Annotated in this window: 16 protein-coding genes and 1 pseudogene; 7 read left to right on the top strand and 10 right to left on the bottom strand. The window is 66.0% G+C overall.

Going from position 1 to position 16723, the window contains the following annotated elements; all coding sequences use genetic code 11:
* A pseudogene (locus tag ACFQ24_RS16780) lies at positions 1 to 128 on the top strand (IS5 family transposase); the annotation flags it as partial.
* 333 nt (positions 129 to 461) lie between these two features.
* Positions 462 to 860 carry a hypothetical protein gene (locus ACFQ24_RS16775; RefSeq protein WP_380913273.1) on the top strand — a complete coding sequence of 133 codons (399 nt, stop codon included), beginning with the start codon at positions 462 to 464 and terminating at the stop codon, positions 858 to 860.
* Between the two features lie 3 nt (positions 861 to 863).
* Here ACFQ24_RS16775 and ACFQ24_RS16770 read toward each other — a convergent pair whose 3' ends face one another.
* The 4 genes from ACFQ24_RS16770 to dapA are packed head-to-tail and all read right to left on the bottom strand — an operon-like array spanning position 864 to position 5303.
* Complete coding sequence (locus ACFQ24_RS16770) at positions 864 to 3275, bottom strand: response regulator (protein ID WP_380913271.1); 2412 nt, start codon at positions 3273 to 3275, stop codon at positions 864 to 866.
* Positions 3276 to 3311: 36 nt separating this feature from the next.
* Entirely contained in the window at positions 3312 to 3902 is a 591-nt protein-coding gene (locus ACFQ24_RS16765; protein WP_380913269.1) for a DUF2062 domain-containing protein, read from the bottom strand.
* Positions 3899 to 4381: an SsrA-binding protein SmpB gene (gene smpB, locus ACFQ24_RS16760; RefSeq protein WP_380913267.1), complete on the bottom strand. Its 483-nt coding sequence runs from the start codon at positions 4379 to 4381 to the stop codon at positions 3899 to 3901. Before smpB ends, ACFQ24_RS16765 begins: the two co-directional genes overlap by 4 nt.
* Before the next feature lie 43 nt (positions 4382 to 4424).
* Entirely contained in the window at positions 4425 to 5303 is an 879-nt protein-coding gene (dapA, locus tag ACFQ24_RS16755; protein WP_380913265.1) for a 4-hydroxy-tetrahydrodipicolinate synthase, read from the bottom strand.
* 147 nt (positions 5304 to 5450) lie between these two features.
* Here dapA and ACFQ24_RS16750 point away from each other — a divergent pair, with 147 nt between their 5' ends.
* Positions 5451 to 7493, top strand: coding sequence for a lytic transglycosylase domain-containing protein (locus ACFQ24_RS16750; RefSeq protein ID WP_380913289.1), 2043 nt, complete (start codon positions 5451 to 5453; stop codon positions 7491 to 7493).
* Positions 7494 to 7627: 134 nt separating this feature from the next.
* Entirely contained in the window at positions 7628 to 8113 is a 486-nt protein-coding gene (greB, locus tag ACFQ24_RS16745; protein ID WP_380913263.1) for a transcription elongation factor GreB, read from the top strand.
* Positions 8114 to 8125: 12 nt separating this feature from the next.
* On the opposite strand, the gene ACFQ24_RS16740 is transcribed toward greB, so the two are convergent.
* The 4 genes from ACFQ24_RS16740 to aspS all read right to left on the bottom strand — a co-directional run bounded on the left by ACFQ24_RS16740 (position 8126) and on the right by aspS (position 12426).
* Positions 8126 to 8311 carry a hypothetical protein gene (locus tag ACFQ24_RS16740; protein WP_066696002.1) on the bottom strand — a complete coding sequence of 62 codons (186 nt, stop codon included), beginning with the start codon at positions 8309 to 8311 and terminating at the stop codon, positions 8126 to 8128.
* Between the two features lie 76 nt (positions 8312 to 8387).
* On the bottom strand, positions 8388 to 9704 hold the full coding sequence (locus tag ACFQ24_RS16735) for a methyl-accepting chemotaxis protein (protein ID WP_380913261.1): 1317 nt from the start codon (positions 9702 to 9704) through the stop codon (positions 8388 to 8390).
* Positions 9705 to 9789: 85 nt separating this feature from the next.
* Entirely contained in the window at positions 9790 to 10578 is a 789-nt protein-coding gene (locus ACFQ24_RS16730; RefSeq protein WP_380913259.1) for a polyphosphate kinase 2 family protein, read from the bottom strand.
* Positions 10579 to 10641: 63 nt separating this feature from the next.
* The gene (aspS, locus tag ACFQ24_RS16725) at positions 10642 to 12426 is read right to left on the bottom strand and encodes an aspartate--tRNA ligase (RefSeq protein ID WP_380913257.1); all 1785 of its coding nucleotides are present in this window, start codon (positions 12424 to 12426) and stop codon (positions 10642 to 10644) included.
* A gap of 128 nt (positions 12427 to 12554) precedes the next feature.
* On the opposite strand from aspS, the gene rnd reads away from it, so the two are divergent.
* From rnd to ACFQ24_RS16710, 3 genes are read left to right on the top strand one after another with little or no spacing between them, the layout of a single operon-like run.
* The gene (gene rnd / locus ACFQ24_RS16720) at positions 12555 to 13721 is read left to right on the top strand and encodes a ribonuclease D (protein WP_380913255.1); all 1167 of its coding nucleotides are present in this window, start codon (positions 12555 to 12557) and stop codon (positions 13719 to 13721) included.
* An 11-nt stretch (positions 13722 to 13732) separates the two neighbouring features.
* Entirely contained in the window at positions 13733 to 14029 is a 297-nt protein-coding gene (locus ACFQ24_RS16715; protein WP_380913253.1) for an I78 family peptidase inhibitor, read from the top strand.
* The gene (locus ACFQ24_RS16710) at positions 14022 to 14411 is read left to right on the top strand and encodes a nuclear transport factor 2 family protein (protein WP_380913251.1); all 390 of its coding nucleotides are present in this window, start codon (positions 14022 to 14024) and stop codon (positions 14409 to 14411) included. The genes ACFQ24_RS16715 and ACFQ24_RS16710 overlap by 8 nt, the downstream gene beginning before the upstream one ends.
* Positions 14412 to 14418: 7 nt before the next feature.
* Here ACFQ24_RS16710 and ACFQ24_RS16705 read toward each other — a convergent pair whose 3' ends face one another.
* Both ACFQ24_RS16705 and thrC read right to left on the bottom strand, forming a co-directional pair.
* Positions 14419 to 15288 (bottom strand): class I SAM-dependent methyltransferase, encoded by an 870-nt coding sequence (locus ACFQ24_RS16705; protein ID WP_380913249.1) that lies wholly within the window; start codon positions 15286 to 15288, stop codon positions 14419 to 14421.
* A gap of 10 nt (positions 15289 to 15298) precedes the next feature.
* Positions 15299 to 16699, bottom strand: a complete 1401-nt coding sequence (thrC, locus tag ACFQ24_RS16700; protein WP_380913247.1) for a threonine synthase — start codon at positions 16697 to 16699, stop codon at positions 15299 to 15301.
* Positions 16700 to 16723: the final 24 nt, after the last annotated feature.

Raw genomic sequence — 16723 nt, 5'->3', positions numbered from 1 at the left:
GCCTCTTCAACAAACTCAAGAACTGGCGGCGTATCGCAACTCGATACGACAAAACCAAAGAGTCCTACCTCGGCTTCGTCAATCTCGTCTCAGCCCTGCAATGGATACCCTTTGTCCACGAAACCTAATGCAGAAGCTCTCGGTAATTTTATCGATCGGCGAGTAAGGTTTGACCTCCGCAAGAATTTTTCGCGGTTCGGCATTGATGCGGCGGGAAAAGGTCCAGTGCGCGTTAATCGTCGAGAAAATAATAGTTCGGCCGGTGAGACAAGCTTCCGTCTTCCCGATGCAAGAGTCGGAGACATCGCGTACGATGTCACATTGACGCAGAAAACCTTGAAAACTGGACAAATAAGAGGCTTTTTTGAGGCGGACTTTAGACCTACCCATGTCATCATAATCCGGCCTCGTCAGGTCGGATCAGACAGCACTTATCTAATAGTTCGGCCGGAGACGAAATAATGAGTGATGCTGGACATCCCTATCGTAACCCAAACCCCTATATCCCTGCCACTCTGAGTGAAATTTACGACCTGTTGGGATCAATGATCCTGGGAGCGCCGACCTTCATCGACAAGACAGGGTACTTCGTCAGGCAAAATATCGACACAGAATTCTTTTCGCTCACCGAAGGGTTCGGCAAGGTCCGCAAGAAGCTGGGCGAGGAGCGCTATGCACAGCTTATGGACCTAGCGGCGCGAGCCAAGGCCTTGTTCGCCGACGATCCCGATGACACCAATGGCAAGACGGACCAAGGCCGGAACTTGCTGTTCGAGATCGAGAATCTGATCCAGGCGGCGCGGTCGCGGCGCGTCAAGGCCAGGCTGAAGGACGATGAAGGCAAGGTTTCGGGCGATTGAGCCCTATTCCGCCGCCGGCCGCTGCGCCATCGCCTCGCGCGCCGCCTGCGCCAGCTGGCTGACGGAGAAGGGCTTGGGCAGGAAGGCGACGTTGGCGATGTCGATCGACTTGCGCAGCTGTTCCTCGGCATAGCCCGACATGAACAGCACCGGCAGGTCGGGATGGGTGTCGCGGGCGCGGGCGACCATCGCCGGGCCGTCCATATTGGGCATCACCACGTCGGAGATCAGCAGGTCGATCTCCTCCCCGCCCGCAAGCACTTCCAGCCCCTGTTCGCCGTCATTGGCCGTCAACACCTTGTAGCCCTGGCGCGTGAGTGCGCGTTCGGCGACGGCGCGGACCATGTCCTCGTCCTCCACCAGCAGGATCGTGCCGGTTCCCCATGTGTCCGCCCGCGCGGACAGGGCGGCCGGAGCCGCCGGCTGCTCCGCCTCTCCGCTGTGCACCGGCAGGTAGATGACGAAGCTGGCGCCGCGCCCCAGTTCGGATTCGGCGAAGATATAGCCGCCCGACTGCTTGACGATGCCATAGACGGTCGACAGACCAAGGCCCGTGCCCTTGCCCAGTTCCTTGGTGGTGAAGAAGGGCTCGAAGATCTTCGCCAATATGTCGGGCGGGATGCCAAGCCCGGTATCGGACACGCGCAGCGCGCTATAGTCGGCGACGGGCAGGATCTGCTGACGCATGTCCCGCACCTTGGCGGCGGGCACGGCATAGGTCTGGATGTGCAGCGTGCCGCCTTCGGGCATGGCGTCGCGGGCGTTGACGGCCAGGTTCACGATCACCTGCTCCATCTGGCCGGGGTCGGCGCGCACCGCGCCCAGATTGCGGCCATGGGTGACGTCCAGCTTCACATTCTCGCCCAGCAGGCGCTTGAGCAACGTGGACACGTCGGCGACGATGTCGGGCAGCTGCAATATCTGGGGCCGCAAGGTTTGCTGGCGCGAAAAGGCGAGCAGCTGGCGGGTGAGCGCGGCGGCGCGGTTGCTGTTCGACTTCACCTGCTGGATGTCGTCATAATCGCTGTCGCCGGGCGTATGGCGCATCATCATCAGGTCGCAATGGCCGATGATGGCGGTCAGGATGTTGTTGAAATCATGCGCCACGCCGCCGGCGAGCTGGCCGATCGCCTGCATCTTCGTTGCCTGCGCCACCTGGCGCTTCAGCATCGATTCCTCGCTATTGTCCTTGAGGCTGAGCAGCACCGCCGCTTCGCCCAGGCCCCGCACGCCCGCCAGGCTGAGCGCGACCGGATCGTCAGGATTGTCGCGCATCCGCACGGCGATGTCGCCCGACATCTGCGGCCCGACCGCGAAGCGGCGCACGGCGTCGGCCACGGCCGCCTGGTCCTCCCGCACGACGAGGTCGCCGGGATAGCTCGGCTTGTCTCCCTTGATCCCGGCGGCGCGGGCGAAGGCATGGTTGGCGAAGAGCATCCGCCCGTCGCGGTCCGCCATGGCGAGGCCGAAGGGCAGCAGCGACAACAAAGTTTCGATATAGGATAGCGCCGACGTGCCGCCGCCGCCCGAAGGCTCATCGATCAGCAGCAGCAGCATCGGCCCGTCCTGCGCCGACGTCTGGACGCCGTGCGGCTGGGCCGCGCGCTTCAGCGGCACTTGGAGCAGATGGAGCGGCAGCCCGCCCTGCTCCTCCCGCGCCAGGAACAGCCGACCCTTGTCGTCCACGCGCATATGGGCGGCGAAGTCCCGGCCGGTGATATTGGCGTCGATGCGCCCCGCGGCGCGCAGCAGGAAGGCGCCGTTGGCGGCGCGGATGCGCCCTTCCCCGCCGATCATCACCGCCATGATGCCTGCTTCGCCCAGCTGCCGCCCCGCCTCCCCGGTGAGGAAGCGGTGCACGTCGTCCAGCGCGCTGGGCAGGCGCACGGGCGTGAAGCGCCAGAGCAGATATTCCTCCGTCCGACCGGTGCGCGTCACATCGACATCCAGCCGCAACGCGCCCTGCACCATGCCCTCGTGCCGCGCCTCGCCGTCGCGCCACGCCGCGCGGGCGACCGAGGCCAGGCTGGCGGAAAGCGCTTCGTCGGCGGTGATGGCGGGGGGCGTCGGATAGCCGGGGAACCATTCGCCGAACAGGTCGCTGGCGCAGACCAGCTTTCCCGCCCGGTCGGTGACGGCGATCGCCATGGTGGAGGCGTCGGCGGCGGCGCGCGCCACGGTCCAGTCGGGCGTGGCGTCACGGTTGACCACGTCGGGCGGATAGAGGCGCTGATACCAGACCATCAGCGCGGCGGCGGTCAGCACGGCAGCGGCGAAGCCGGCGGCCAGCGGCAGGCTGCCGGCGGCGTAGAGGACCAGCAGGGCGGACGCCAGCGCCGCGACGATCAGCAGCGGCATCGCCAAGCGCGAGCGCGGCTGGTTCAGCCAGGCATCTTCACCCCTTTTCAACCCCATATCCCTGCAATCACCCGGAACCGGCGCGCCGCGATGTCAGACGCGCGCCTTCTCCAATGCGCTGCTTTGGTGGACCTTGCCAATCCTCAATTTGCGGGCCTGCCATTTGCGGCCCATGCGGTGGCGCCAGAACCAGTCCGCGAGGACATAGCCGACGACCGCGCAGGCGAGCGAGATGAGGAAGAGGCCGAGCAGCATGGCCGGCGCGGCTTCGGAAAAGAGCCAGGCGGTCCATTCGCGGATCGAGGCGTGGCGATCAACCAGCGCCATGAAGCCCGACGCGTCGGCGCTGCGGCCCAATATCCAGTTGCCGAGCCACACCGATGCCATGAGGATCAGCGGCGTGGTCGCAGGGTTGGACAGGAATGTCATCGCGGCGGCGACGGGGATGTTGGCGCGGAAGGGCAGCGCCAGCAGCGCCGCGCCGGCGATCTGCACGCCAGGGATCAGCAGGAAGATGCCGACGAACAGGCCCAGCGCCACCCCGCGCGGCACCGACCGGCGCGTGAAGCGCCAGAGCGAGGGTTCCAGCACGCGATGGGCGACGGGGGCAAGAACGCGGCTCTGCTCCAGCGACTCGCGGGTCGGGCAATTGGCGTGCCACCAGCGGGTCAGACGGCTCATCAACCGTGCGCCTTCATGATGCGCTGCTGATCCCGCTTCCAGTCGCGCTCCTTGATCGTCTCGCGCTTGTCATGGTTCTGCTTGCCCTTGGCCAGCGCCAGTTCGACCTTCACCTTGCCGCGGCTGTTGAAATAGAGCGACAGCGGCACCAGCGTCATGCCCTTGCGCTCGACAGCGCCGTGCATCCGGGCGATCTCGCGCTCGTGCAGCAACAGCTTGCGGGGCCGTTTGGATTCATGGTTGAAGCGGTTGCCATGGCTGAATTCGGGGATGTTGCTGTTGACCAGCCACACTTGGCTGCCCTTCACCTCGGCATAGCTTTCGGCGATATTGCCTTCGCCAAAGCGCAGCGATTTCACTTCGGTGCCCTGCAAGGCGATCCCGGCTTCGAACACGTCCTCCAGGAAATATTCGAACTTCGCCCGCCGGTTCTCGGCGACGATCTTCTTCTTGTCGAAGGTTTCGGGACGGGGGCGGGCCATGTATCGGTTCTAACTCACTTCACCATATAGGTGCTGGGGCGCGTCACACCAGCCCCGCAATCTCCAGCGCCCGGTCCACCGCCGCCCGGCTCGATTCCGAAGGCCAGGTGATCGGCAGGCGAACGTCGCCCGGCATGTCGGGCCGGACCCGCGTGAGCGCATATTTAACCGGGCCGGGTGAAGAATCGCTGAACAGCGCGTCATGCAGGGGATAGAGACGATCCTGTAGCGCCAACGCGCCATCCCAATCGTTCGCGGCGCAGGCCGCCTGGAACTCGGCACAAAGCCGCGGCGCGACATTGGCGGTGACGCTGATGCACCCCTTGCCGCCCATCGCGTTGAAGCCGAGTGCCGTTTCGTCATTGCCGGAAAGCTGGCAGAAGTCGGCGCGGCAGGCCAGGCGCTGCGCGGTGACCCGCCCGAGATTCCCGGTGGCGTCCTTGATCCCCACCACGCTCTGATATTCCTCCGACAGGCGGTGGATGACGGGCACGCCGATGTCGGTGATGGTGCGGCTTGGCACATTGTAGAGGATGATGGGCAGGTCGCACCGCTCCGCCAGATAGGCGAAATGGCGATACACCCCCTCCTGATTCGGCTTGTTGTAATAGGGCGCGACCACCAGCGCGGCGTCCGCGCCAGCAGCTTGCGCCGCGTACATATGTTCAAGCGCGATCCGGGTGTCGTTGGACCCGCATCCGGCGATCACCGGCACCCGCCCCGCCGCCTGATCGACGCAGATGGCGATGACGCGGTTATGCTCCTCCACGGTCATGGTGGCGCTTTCCCCGGTCGTGCCGCAGGGCACCAGCGCGCTCGATCCTTCCGCGATCTGCCAGTCGACGAAGGCGCGAAACGCCGCCTCGTCCACCCGCCCGTCGCGAAACGGGGTCACCAGAGCCGGAATCGAGCCCGAAAACATGATTTTACTCCTTCATTTCTCCGGGCGGCCGGGGCATGATCGGTCAAGCGGGGCGCTATAGCGCGTCATTCAGGGCCTGATAAGGATGCAATGGGGATAATGTCCAGCATGCGCGCCTCATCCCATGTCGAAAGTTACCTTATACGCATGCCGATCATTGCCTTGCTGCTCATGACCGCCGGTGCCGGCGCCCAAACCGAGACGGTCCAGCCGGTGCCGCCCGAATATGGATCTTCGACGGGAGCGATGGTCCAGCCCCTGCCCGCACAGGACAGCCAGCCTTCGCCATGGCAGCAGGCGCAAAGCCGCATCGGCATGGCGCAGGACAGCGGCATCGTCGGCACGATCAGCCAATGGCGTGCGCTCCAGCAGAGCGACGGCCTGGGCTTTTCGACCTATGCGAGCTTCCTGATCGCCAATCCCGGCTGGCCCGGCGAGGACCGGATGCGCCGGCTGGCGGAGACGGGCATCAATCCCGACAGCTTCGATCCGGCTCAGGTCGCCGCCTTCTTCGCCCGCTACCCCGCGCGCACCGCGACCGGCCACGCCCGCAACGCGCTCGCGCTGATGCAGCTCGGCCGGATGGCGGAGGCGAAGGTCGCTGCGCGCAACGCGTGGGTCGGCGGTTCGCTGAGCCCGACGGACGAAGCGCGCTTGCTGTCCCTGTTCGGCTCCGGCCTTACCCCTGCGGATCATGACCAGCGTGCCGACGCGCTCCTGTGGGCGAACGACCTGGCCGGCGCGGCGCGGATGATCGCCTATGTCAGTCCGGCGCGCCGCCCCGCTTTCCAAACGCGGATCGCCTTCCGCCGCAAGTCGCCCGACGCCGCCATGCTGATGCAGGCCGCAGACGCAGCGGGCGCAAGCGACGCAGGCTATGTCGCGGACAAGGCACTGTGGATGCGCGACAGCGGCAATTGGGTGGGCGCGCGCCAATATCTCGCGAATCGCCCGGCCGCTACCTACCGTCCAGCCAATGCGGAGAAATTCTACGAAGTGCTGCTGGGCCAGGCGCGCGCCGCTGCCAACGACAGCCAGTGGAGCTTCGCCTATGGCATCGCCAGCAAGATAGACGATGCCGTGGCACCCGGCACCGACCTGTCGGACCAGCCGATCGGCGTGCGGGACGATTATACCAGCCTGGCCTGGCTGGCGGGCAGCACCGCCTTCTACAATCTCAACCGCCCTGCGGACGCGATGGCGATGTTCCGCGCCTACGCCAACGCCGCCAAGTCGCCACAGACCCGGTCCAAGGGCTTCTACTGGGCCGGTCGCGCCGCGCTGTTGTCCGGGGACTCCGCGACAGCCACCAGCTATTTCACGCAGGCCGCCGCCTATCCCGACCAGTTTTACGGCCAATTGGCGCTGGAGCGGCTGGGCCGCCCGGTGCCTCCTCCCGCCATCGTGGAGCGGCCGGTGCCCATCTCCGCCGCCGAACGGGCCGCGTTCGACAACCGATCGGTCGTGCGCGCGGTCAAGGCGCTGGGTCAGATGGGCTATTGGGAGGATCAGAGCAAATTCGCCCGCGCCATCGCCAACAATGCCGACAGCGACGCCGACCATTTTCTCGCCGCCGAACTGGCGCAGACGCTGGGCCGGCCCGACATGGGCGTGATGGTAGGCCGCCGCGCCGTCTCCAGCGGCCTTACCGGCTACGGCACCAGCGCCTTTCCCCGCGTCCCGGTGCCGAGCGAGGCGCAATATAACTGGACCATGGTCCATGCGATCGCGCGGCAGGAAAGCCAGTTCGACCGCCAGATCGTCAGCCATGCCGGGGCGCGAGGCCTGATGCAGCTGATGCCCGGCACCGCGCGCGAGCAGGCGGGGAAGCTCGGCATGAGCTACAGTCCTTCATCGCTGAACGAGCCGAGCTACAACATCATGCTGGGGTCCGCCTATTTCCAGCGGATGCTCGATTATTATGGCGGCAGCTACCCGCTGGCGGTCGCCGCCTATAATGCCGGGCCGGGCAATGTGAACAAGTGGATCGCCGCCAATGGCGACCCGCGCATCGGCGGCGCGGACATGCTGCGCTGGATCGAACAGATCCCGATCTTCGAAACGCGCAACTATGTGCAGCGCGTGCTTGAAAACGCCGTCGTCTACGAAGCGATGAACCCCGAACGCGCGAAGTTCCGGGGCACCACCGCCGTCCTCAGCCGCTATCTGGGCAAGCAGACGCCGGGTTGATCCGATCTATTTGGTCGTCATCCCGGACTTGACTCGCGGTTCCGCTCCTTCCTTCAGCGGCCCTCGTCAAGAAAGCGGGATCCCGGGTCCAAGCCCGGGATGACGACAACGCGATTAGCTTATAGGGCATCGGCATGACCGCCCCCTACCCCAACTACATCACGCCCGAAGGCTTCGCGAAGCTGCGCGCCGAATATGATCACCTGCTGGGCGTCGAGCGACCGCGCATTGTGGAGGTGGTGAGCTGGGCGGCCGGCAATGGCGACCGCAGCGAGAATGGCGACTATCTCTATGGTCGCAAGCGGATGCGCGAAATCGACGGGCAATTGAAGCGCCTGTCGAAGAAGATGAAGGACGCCAAGGTCGTGGATCCCCGCCAGCAGCCCGACAAAGGCCGGGTTTATTTCGGCGCGACCGTCACGATTGCGGACGAGGATGACAACCAGCGCACTGTCACCATCGTCGGCAATGACGAGACGGACGTGGACGCCGGGCGCATAGGCTGGGGATCGCCCATCGCCCGCGCGCTGCGCGGGGCGGCTGTCGGCGATCTGCGCCGCGTCCGCCTTCCCGCCGGAGAAAAGGAATATGAGGTGATGGCGATCCGCTACCCCGACTGATCGGGGCGGCGTCTATTCGTGCGGGCGCAGCGCGCGGTTGAGGCTGTCCAGCACGGCGTCGATCGGCTCGGTCACGGTAACGCTGCGCCCTTCGCCGAAGCGGATGCGGGTGCCGTCGCTGACCTGCGTGACGAAGGTGACCTGAGCGGGATTGATCGCGGTCTGGGTCCGGTCGGTGCCGACGAACATCACGAGCATGGCGTCCTCTCCTTTGTCTTTCCTTGGGCAGCCAGCCTAGCGGCTTTCGAAGCGCGCGCCAGCGTTGATTTGTGCCTCAGGCGGCGCTGATCGCCGCGATGAACCCGCCCGCGCGCCGTTCCAGCCGATGGGCCTCCGCCGCCAGCCGGTCCGCCACCTGGCCCATGCCCCGCGCGGCTTCGACGCTGGCCTGCGCATTGTCGCCGATCTGGCGCGCGCCGGCGCGGATATGGTCGCTCGACGCGCCCGCTTCGGCGACGCTCTGCGCCATCGCCCGGCTGAACGCGCCCTGTCGGCTTACGGCGTCGAACACCGCACTGGAGAGGCGATCGGCCCGCGACATGGTGGCATCCATATGGGCGTGGCTCGCGGCAGCCTCGGCGATCGCCCCGCGAATATGGTCGATCCGGCCCGCAATACCGGCAGCGGCGGCGCGTGTCTGTTGCGCCAGCAGCTTGACCTCGCGCGCAACCACCGCGAACCCATGGCCCGCTTCCCCCGCGCGTGCGGCCTCTATCCCGGCATTGAGCGCCAGCATCGCGGTGGCGGCGGCGATGTCGTCGATCAGGGCGATCACTTCACCAATCCCGTCCGCCTCCTCGCGCAGGGCCGCGCTGCGTTTGAGGCCCGCGCGGCTGTGCGCCGCAGCTTGCCGGATCGCCTGGCCCGCATTCTGCGCCTCTTCCTCCATCGTCTGGAACAGTGCGCCAAGTTCCGCGCCGCCTGACGACAGCTGCGTCAGCCGCTCCGCAGTCTGTGCCGCGGCGGCGGCCATCGCCACAGAATCCGCCCCATCTCCGGCCGCGCGGTCCACCGCCTTGGCGGCAAGATCGGACAAGCGGTGGGCCATGGCGGTAAGATCAGCGATCATCACCGCGACGTCATGGCGGAAGGCGGCGCTTTCGCGCGTCACATGCTCGACCTGCGCTGTCCGCGCCAGCGATGCCCGGGCGTCGCGCTCCGCCGTCAGCCGCAACAGCGCCGGCCCGCCCAGCACGCCGGCATAGAGGCCGCTCTCGGTAACGATCAGCCCCTCGCAGCCTGCCCCCTGCGCCGCGAACAGGTCGACCAGCGCCTCGACGCTCGCGGTGCGCTCCACGGTCGCGCAGCGATGGACATGATCGTCCAGCCGCCCGCCGAAGCTGGGATTGCGCAGCAGCGCATGGCCGAAGGGGTTGAACAGGATGCGCCGCATGTCCCGCTCGTAGATGGCGCCGACAGGCCGGCCGGCCCCGTTTAGCACTGGCAGCAGCCGCAGCCCCGGATCCGACTGAAAGAAATCGACCGCATCGCTCAGCTTTTGCCCCAGCCGCACGACCGGCGCGGCCTCTGCTAAGGCCACACAAGGCACGGGGGCGAACGCGTCAGGCGCGATGCGGTCGGCGGAAATCATGGCCGGGGACTAGCGCCCCAATGGTAAATGCCGGGTTAGGATTTGGTGACACTTTGATGACAAAGGGCGATTTTCCGCCATTTTTTCAGCTTTTGCCGGGCTGATAGCCAAAGGCGTCCCGCGCCAGCTTCACCACGGCCGGGTCCGCGTCGGGAAAGTCCATCGGCACCAATTGCTCCAGCCGGTCGGCGACCTGCGTCAGCGCCGCGATCCGGCCCGCCTTGCGATTATTATTGTCGATCACCGTCCATGGCGCGTGCTTGCTGTCCGTCTTCTTGAACATGGCATGCATGGCGTCGAGATAGTCCGCCCGATGCGCCCGGTTGCGATAATCGTCCGCGCCGGTCTTCCACCGCTTCCACGGCGTATCGAGCCGCTGCGCCAGCTGTTCGTCCTGCGTTTCCTGCGTGATGTGGACGAACAGCTTGATGAGGTTGGTGCCCGCCTCGACCTGCTGCTTCTCGAAGGCGTTGATCTCGTCATAGGCGCGCTTCCACTCCTTCTTCGAACAGAAGCCCTCGACCCGTTCCACCAGCACCCGCCCATACCAGCTGCGGTCGAAGATCGCGATATTGCGCCCTGCGGGCAGGCGCGTCCAGAAGCGCCAGAGGAAATGATGGTCGCGCTCGATCTCGCTGGGCGCGGCGATGGGGTGGACCTGATAATAGCGCGGGTCCCAGTCGGCGGTCATCCGCTTGATGATCCCACCCTTGCCCGCCGCATCCCACCCTTCCAGCAGGATGACGCTGCGCCGGTCGTGCAGGATATGCGCGACCTGTATCTTAGCCAGCCGATGCTGGAGAGCGGCAAGATCGGCGTCATAGTCGCCCTTGTACTTCGCCCCGGTTTCGTAATCGGCAAGGTCGATGGTCATGGGCGCGTCCTTTTCCTTTGCGCCATGCTGGACCCGGCGGGCGCACGGCGCAAAGGGAAAAACTCACGCCTTCGCCTGCGGCTCCACGACACGGATGTGCAGTTCGCGCAGCTGCTTGAGTTCGGCCTGGCTGGGCGCGCCCATCAGCAGGTCTTCGGCGCGCTGGTTCATCGGGAAGAGCGTGATCTCGCGCAGGTTCTGCGCGCCGCACAGCAGCATTACGATACGATCGACGCCAGCCGCCATGCCGCCATGGGGCGGGGCGCCATATTGGAACGCGCGATAGAGGCCACCGAAGCGCTCCTCCACGTCCGCCTGGCTGAGGCCGACCAGCTCGAACGCCTTGACCATCGCTTCTGGCGACTGGTTGCGGATCGATCCCGACGCGATCTCGTAGCCGTTGCAGACCATGTCGTACTGATAGGCCTTGAGGCTGAGCGGATCCTGCGTCTGCAACGCCTCCAGCCCGCCCTGCGGCATGGAGAAGGGGTTGTGCGCGAAGTCGATCTTCTTCTCGTCCTCGTCATATTCGTAGAAGGGGAAATCGACGATCCAGCACAGGTCGAACCGGTCCTTGTCGATGAGGTCCAGCTGCTCGCCCACGCGGATGCGGGCGAGGCCGGCGAGCTTGGCGGCCTGGCTTTCCTTGCCCGCCGCGAAGAACACGCCGTCATTGGGGCCAAGGCCCAGCGCCGCGATCAGCTTGGCGGTCGCTTCCTCGCCATGATTCTTGGCGATGGGGCCGCCGGGCACGCCGTCCTTGATGTTGATATAGCCGAGGCCCGAATAGCCCTCGCCCCGCGCCCAGACGTTCATGTCGTCGAAGAATTTGCGGCTGCCAGCGCCGGCACCCGGCGCGGGGATGGCGCGGATAACGCTGCCGCTTTCCACTAGGCTCGCGAAGATGCCGAAGCCCGATCCCACGAAATGCTCGGTGACGTCCTGGATCAGGATGGGATTGCGCAGGTCGGGCTTGTCGCTGCCATATTTCAGCATCGCTTCGGCATGGGGAATGCGCGGGAAGCTGCCAGCCGGGGTGACTGGCTTGCCCTCCGCGAACGCCTCGAACACGCTGGCGATCACAGGCTCCATCGTGTTCCACACATCTTCCTGCGTAACGAAGCTCATTTCGAGGTCGAGCTGGTAGAATTCGCCGGGCAGCCGGTCGGCGCGCGGATCTTCGTCGCGGAAGCAGGGGGCGATCTGGAAATAGCGGTCGAAGCCCGCGACCATCAACAACTGCTTATATTGCTGCGGCGCCTGCGGCAGGGCGTAGAATTTGCCGGCGTGGATGCGGCTCGGCACCAGAAAGTCGCGTGCGCCCTCCGGCGAGGATGCCGTCAGGATCGGCGTCGAATATTCGGTGAAGCCCGCATCCTCCATCCGGCGGCGCATGTCGCGGATGATCTGGGTGCGCTTGACGATATTGGCGTGCAGCGTCTCGCGCCGCAGGTCAAGGAAGCGGTAGCGCAGGCGGATGTCCTCCGGATATTCCTGCTCGCCAGCAACCGGCAGCGGCAGTTCCGCCGCCGTAGACAGCACCGTTACGCGATCGGCCACGATCTCGATCTCGCCGGTCGCCATTTTGGGGTTGATCGCTTCCGGGGTGCGGGCAACCACCTTGCCCTCGATCGTCACGACCGACTCAAGGCGCAGGGTTTCGAGAATCGCCAGCGGCTCGCTGTCCGCCTTCGCCACGATCTGGGTGATGCCATAATGGTCGCGCAGGTCGACGAACAGCACGCCGCCATGGTCGCGCTTGCGGTGGACCCATCCCGACACGCGCACGTCATTCCCGACCTCCCCCGTGGTCAGGGCGCCGCAGGTGTGGGTGCGATAGGCGTGCATGGCGATTTGATCTTTCAGCTTCGTTTTACGGAAATGACAAAGTGTTGCAGCCCCGCTATGGCCCGTCTGTCGATGGTTCGACGAGCCCGCCGGGGAGCGGGCCAGCCCATAATAAGATCGAAGTCCATATGCAAATCCATCCGCTGATTACCGACAGCAAGGCGCTTTCCGATTTCTGCGCCCGCATCGCCAAATCGCCCTACATCGCCGTCGATACGGAGTTCATGCGGGAGAACAGCTATTGGCCGGAACTCTGCCTGGTGCAGGTGGCCGACCCCCATGAGGCGGCGGCGATCGATCCCAAGGCACCCGGCCTCGACTTGAAGCCGCTGCTGGACCTGCTGGTCGACAATGAGGATGTGCTGAAGGTGTTTCACGCCGGCGGGCAGGACATAGAGATCGTCCATAACCTGACTGGCAAGACCCCCCACCCGATGTTCGATACGCAGATCGCGGCGATGGCCCTGGGCCTTGGCGAACAGATCGGTTACGGCAATCTGGTCGACGCGTGGATGGGCGTTCAGCTCGACAAGGGCGCGCGCTTCACGGACTGGGCGCGCCGTCCGCTCGACAAAAGGCAGATCGACTATGCGATCGGCGACGTCACCTATCTGATCCAGATTTTCCCCCGGATGCTGGAGGAACTGCGCAAGACCGGGCGCGGCGACTGGCTGGACCAGGAGATGGAGCGGATCAGCGATCCTGCCAATTACGAGAATGATCCGCAGCAGGCATGGCAGCGGGTGCGCATCGCCAGCAAGAAGGCGGATGTGCTGGGTCGCCTCAAGGCGCTGGCCGCTTGGCGCGAGATGGAGGCGCAGGACAAGAACCTGCCCCGCGGTCGCATCGTCAAGGACGAGACGCTGGCCGACATCGCCAGCCATCCCCCGCGCGCACAGGACGACCTTGGCAAGGTGCGGGGCCTCTCCGCCACATGGAAGAGCAACGACATCGGCGCGCGGCTGATGAACGCCATCAAGAATGCGCAGCCGCTCCACCGTGACGAGATGCCCGACCGCGAACCGCGCCGACCGGGCCTGGGCAAGGACGGCGCGCTGGTGGCCGACCTTTTGAAGCTGCTGCTCAAGATCCGATCGCGCGACATCAATGTGGCGGCGCGGCTGATCGCGCGGACGGACGATATCGATGCGCTGGCGGCCGGCGTGCGCGAGGGACTGTCTATCCTGGAGGGCTGGCGCTACGAACAGTTCGGCCGTGATGCGGTCGATCTGGTCGAAGGGCGCATGGCCTTCGCGGTCAAGAATGGCCGGCTCAAAATGACGCGCACCGAGTGAGAGGACGGACGATGCGGACGATGATGCTAGCCGGGCTGCTGGGCCTCACCGCTTGCGCTGGTGCCAATGGCGAGGGACCGGCAACGCCCCCCACCGCCGCCGAAGGACCATGCCGCAACGACGGCCTGGACGCGTTCGTGGGGCAAAAGGCAAGCGCAGAAAGCGGCGCGGCGCTGCTCAAGGCTTCGGGCGCGAAGGCGCTGCGCTGGGGCGGCCCCGGCATGGCGATGACGATGGACTTTCGGCCCGACCGGCTGACCGTCAGCTATGACGAGGCGATGACGATCACGTCCGCGCGTTGTGGCTGAGGACGCCGCCGCCGGCCTCGCCATCCGCCTCGCCCGCGCCTCCTTTAACCGCGCACTGGCGGAAGGCGACCTTGCCGCCATCGGCCCCCTGCTCAGCGCTGAGGTGGTGATGGTGACCGGCAGCGACAGCGCCGTCATCACCGGACGCAAGGCGCAGTTGATGGCGTGGAAGCGCGAATTCGCCGCCAGGGAACGAATGATCTACACCCGCACGCCGCAGACGATCACCGCCTCTCCGGTAGAGCCGGTCGCGATGGAGCTTGGCGCCTGGCAGGGCGTCGCGGATGGGGCGGTTCAGGCGTCCGGCACCTACAGCGCCAAATGGCGCGAGGTCGGCGGCACATGGCTGATCGAAGCCGAAATCTACGTCACGCTCGCCTGAGCGCGGATCAGCGCTTCCACCGCGCCCAGATGGCGGTGGGCAGCGCGATGCCCCGCGCCTCTTCCCGCACCGCCAGTTCCCCGGCCTCCACAGTGCCGGGCAAGTCCGCGAACGCCTGACGCAGCAGTTCGCCGATCGCCAGCGCCGACATGCGCACGGCATAGACGGTCAGGAACAGGAAACGGCTGTCGGCGTCCAGCAGCGCCCGGCAATTGGCAACCAAGCCAGGCAGGTCTTCTTCCAGCCGCCACACCTCGCCGTCCGGCCCGCGCCCATATTTGGGCGGGTCGAGCAAAATGCCGTCATAGCGCCGTTCCCGCCGCACTTCCCGGGCGACGAACTTCGCCGCATCCTCGACGATCCAGCGGACCGGCCGGTCCTCCATGCCCGACAGGGCGGCGTTGGCGCGCGCCTGCGCCACCGACTTTTTCGACGCGTCGACATGCACCAGGCGCGCGCCGCCGGCCGACAGCGCCAGCGTGCCGACGCCGGTATAGCCGAACAGGTTCATCACCTCCGCATCGGGCTTGTCGGCGATCGCCCTGCGCAGGTCGTCCCACACCGGCGCCATGTCGGGGAAGAACCCCAAATGGCGGAAGGGCGTGCAGCTCGACTGGAAGGTCACTTCACGCCAGTGCAGCGGCCAGCCTTCGGCCGGCACCGGCTTTTCATAATACCAGCGGCCGCCGCCATCCTCGTCCGATCCGGGGATGAATTCGGCGTCGGCGCGCCAGTCGGCGGTGGCAGGCTTCCACATCGCCTGTGGCTCGGGCCGGATGAAGCGGAAGCGGCCATAGCGTTCCAGCTTCCGCCCATCGCCTGAATCCAGCAGGCCGTAATCCGACCAGGGTTCGCCGATGAGCGTCTTGAGTTCCAAATCGACCCCGTCAGGCGCGCGGCGTCGCGCGTTCCGCCACATAGGCGGTCACGGCGTCAAACGTGCCGGGCAGCTTGGCATAGCTTTCCTCGCGCGCGAACAGGTCGCCCACGCGCGCCGGGAGAGGCGGGCGGGTGCCGGTCGCGCGCTCCACCGCATCGCGGAACTTGGCGGGATGGGCGGTCGCCAGCGTCACCACGGGGATCGACGGATCGAGCGCCGCTTCCCGCGCCGCCGCCAGCCCGATAGCGCTGTGCGGATCGACGATCTGCCCCGCCCCGTCATAGGCCCAGCGCATCGCCATGGTCATGCCGTCGGCATCGATCCGGGCGGAACCGAACAGATGCGCCGCCCCTTCGCGCTGCGCATTGGTGAGGCGCATGGCCCGGCTTGCCTCGAACCCGCGCATTTGGTCCGCAAGGGCCAGGCCGTCGCGCCCGCCCGCATCGAACAGCAGCCGTTCGAAGTTGGAGCTGACCTGGATGTCCATGCTGGGCGTCGCGGTCGCCACCACCTGACCCTGGCTATAGTCTCCCTCCGACAGCGCGCGATGCAGGATGTCGTTGACGTTGGTCGCTACGATCAGCTTCGCGACCGGCAGGCCCATCTTCGCGGCGACATAACCCGCGAACACATCGCCGAAATTGCCGGTGGGGACGGAGAAGGCGACCTGCCGCTCCGGCGCGCCCAGGCGCACGGCGGCGTAGAAATAATAGACCACCTGCGCCATCAGCCGCGCCCAGTTGATGCTGTTCACCGCCGACAGGTTGAACCGGCGCGAGAAAGCGGCGTCGTTGAACATCGCCTTCACCAGCGCCTGCGCCTCGTCAAAGCTGCCGTCGATCGCGATGTTGTAGACGTTGGGCGCGCGCACCGTGGTCATCTGCCGCCGCTGCACGTCCGACACTCGCCCGTCGGGATGCAGCATGAAGATGTCGATCTTCGCTCGCCCCGCCACCGCATCGATGGCCGCAGAGCCGGTATCCCCCGATGTCGCGCCAACGATGGTCAGATGGTCGTCCCGGCGCGACAGGAACCGCTCGAACAATTGGCCGAGCAGCTGGAGCGCGACATCCTTGAACGCCAGCGTAGGCCCGTGGAACAGTTCCAGCAGCCAGTGCTGATGATCGAGCTGGACCAGAGGCGTCACCGCGCCATGGCTGAACCGCCCATAGGCTGCGGTGCAAAGCTCCCGCAGTTCCTCTTCGCTCAGCGATCCCGCGACGAAAGGTGCCATGACCCGAACCGCCGTCTCGACATAGGAGAGTCCGGCAAGGGCGCGAATCTGATCGGGAGTGAAGGCGGGCCAGCTCTCGGGAATATAAAGGCCGCCGTCGGACGCGAGGCCCGCCAGCGTCACATCCTCGAAACCGAGCGTCGGCGCGCTCCCCCTGGTGCTCTGATACTGCATGATGGGCAAGCGCGGTAACGCCGG

Origin of the sequence: Sphingobium olei, from assembly GCF_042678845.1 — a bacterium.
Classification (GTDB): domain Bacteria; phylum Pseudomonadota; class Alphaproteobacteria; order Sphingomonadales; family Sphingomonadaceae; genus Sphingobium; species Sphingobium olei.
Note: the sequence above shows the minus strand (reverse complement) of the source record. Positions and strands in the feature narration are given on the sequence as shown.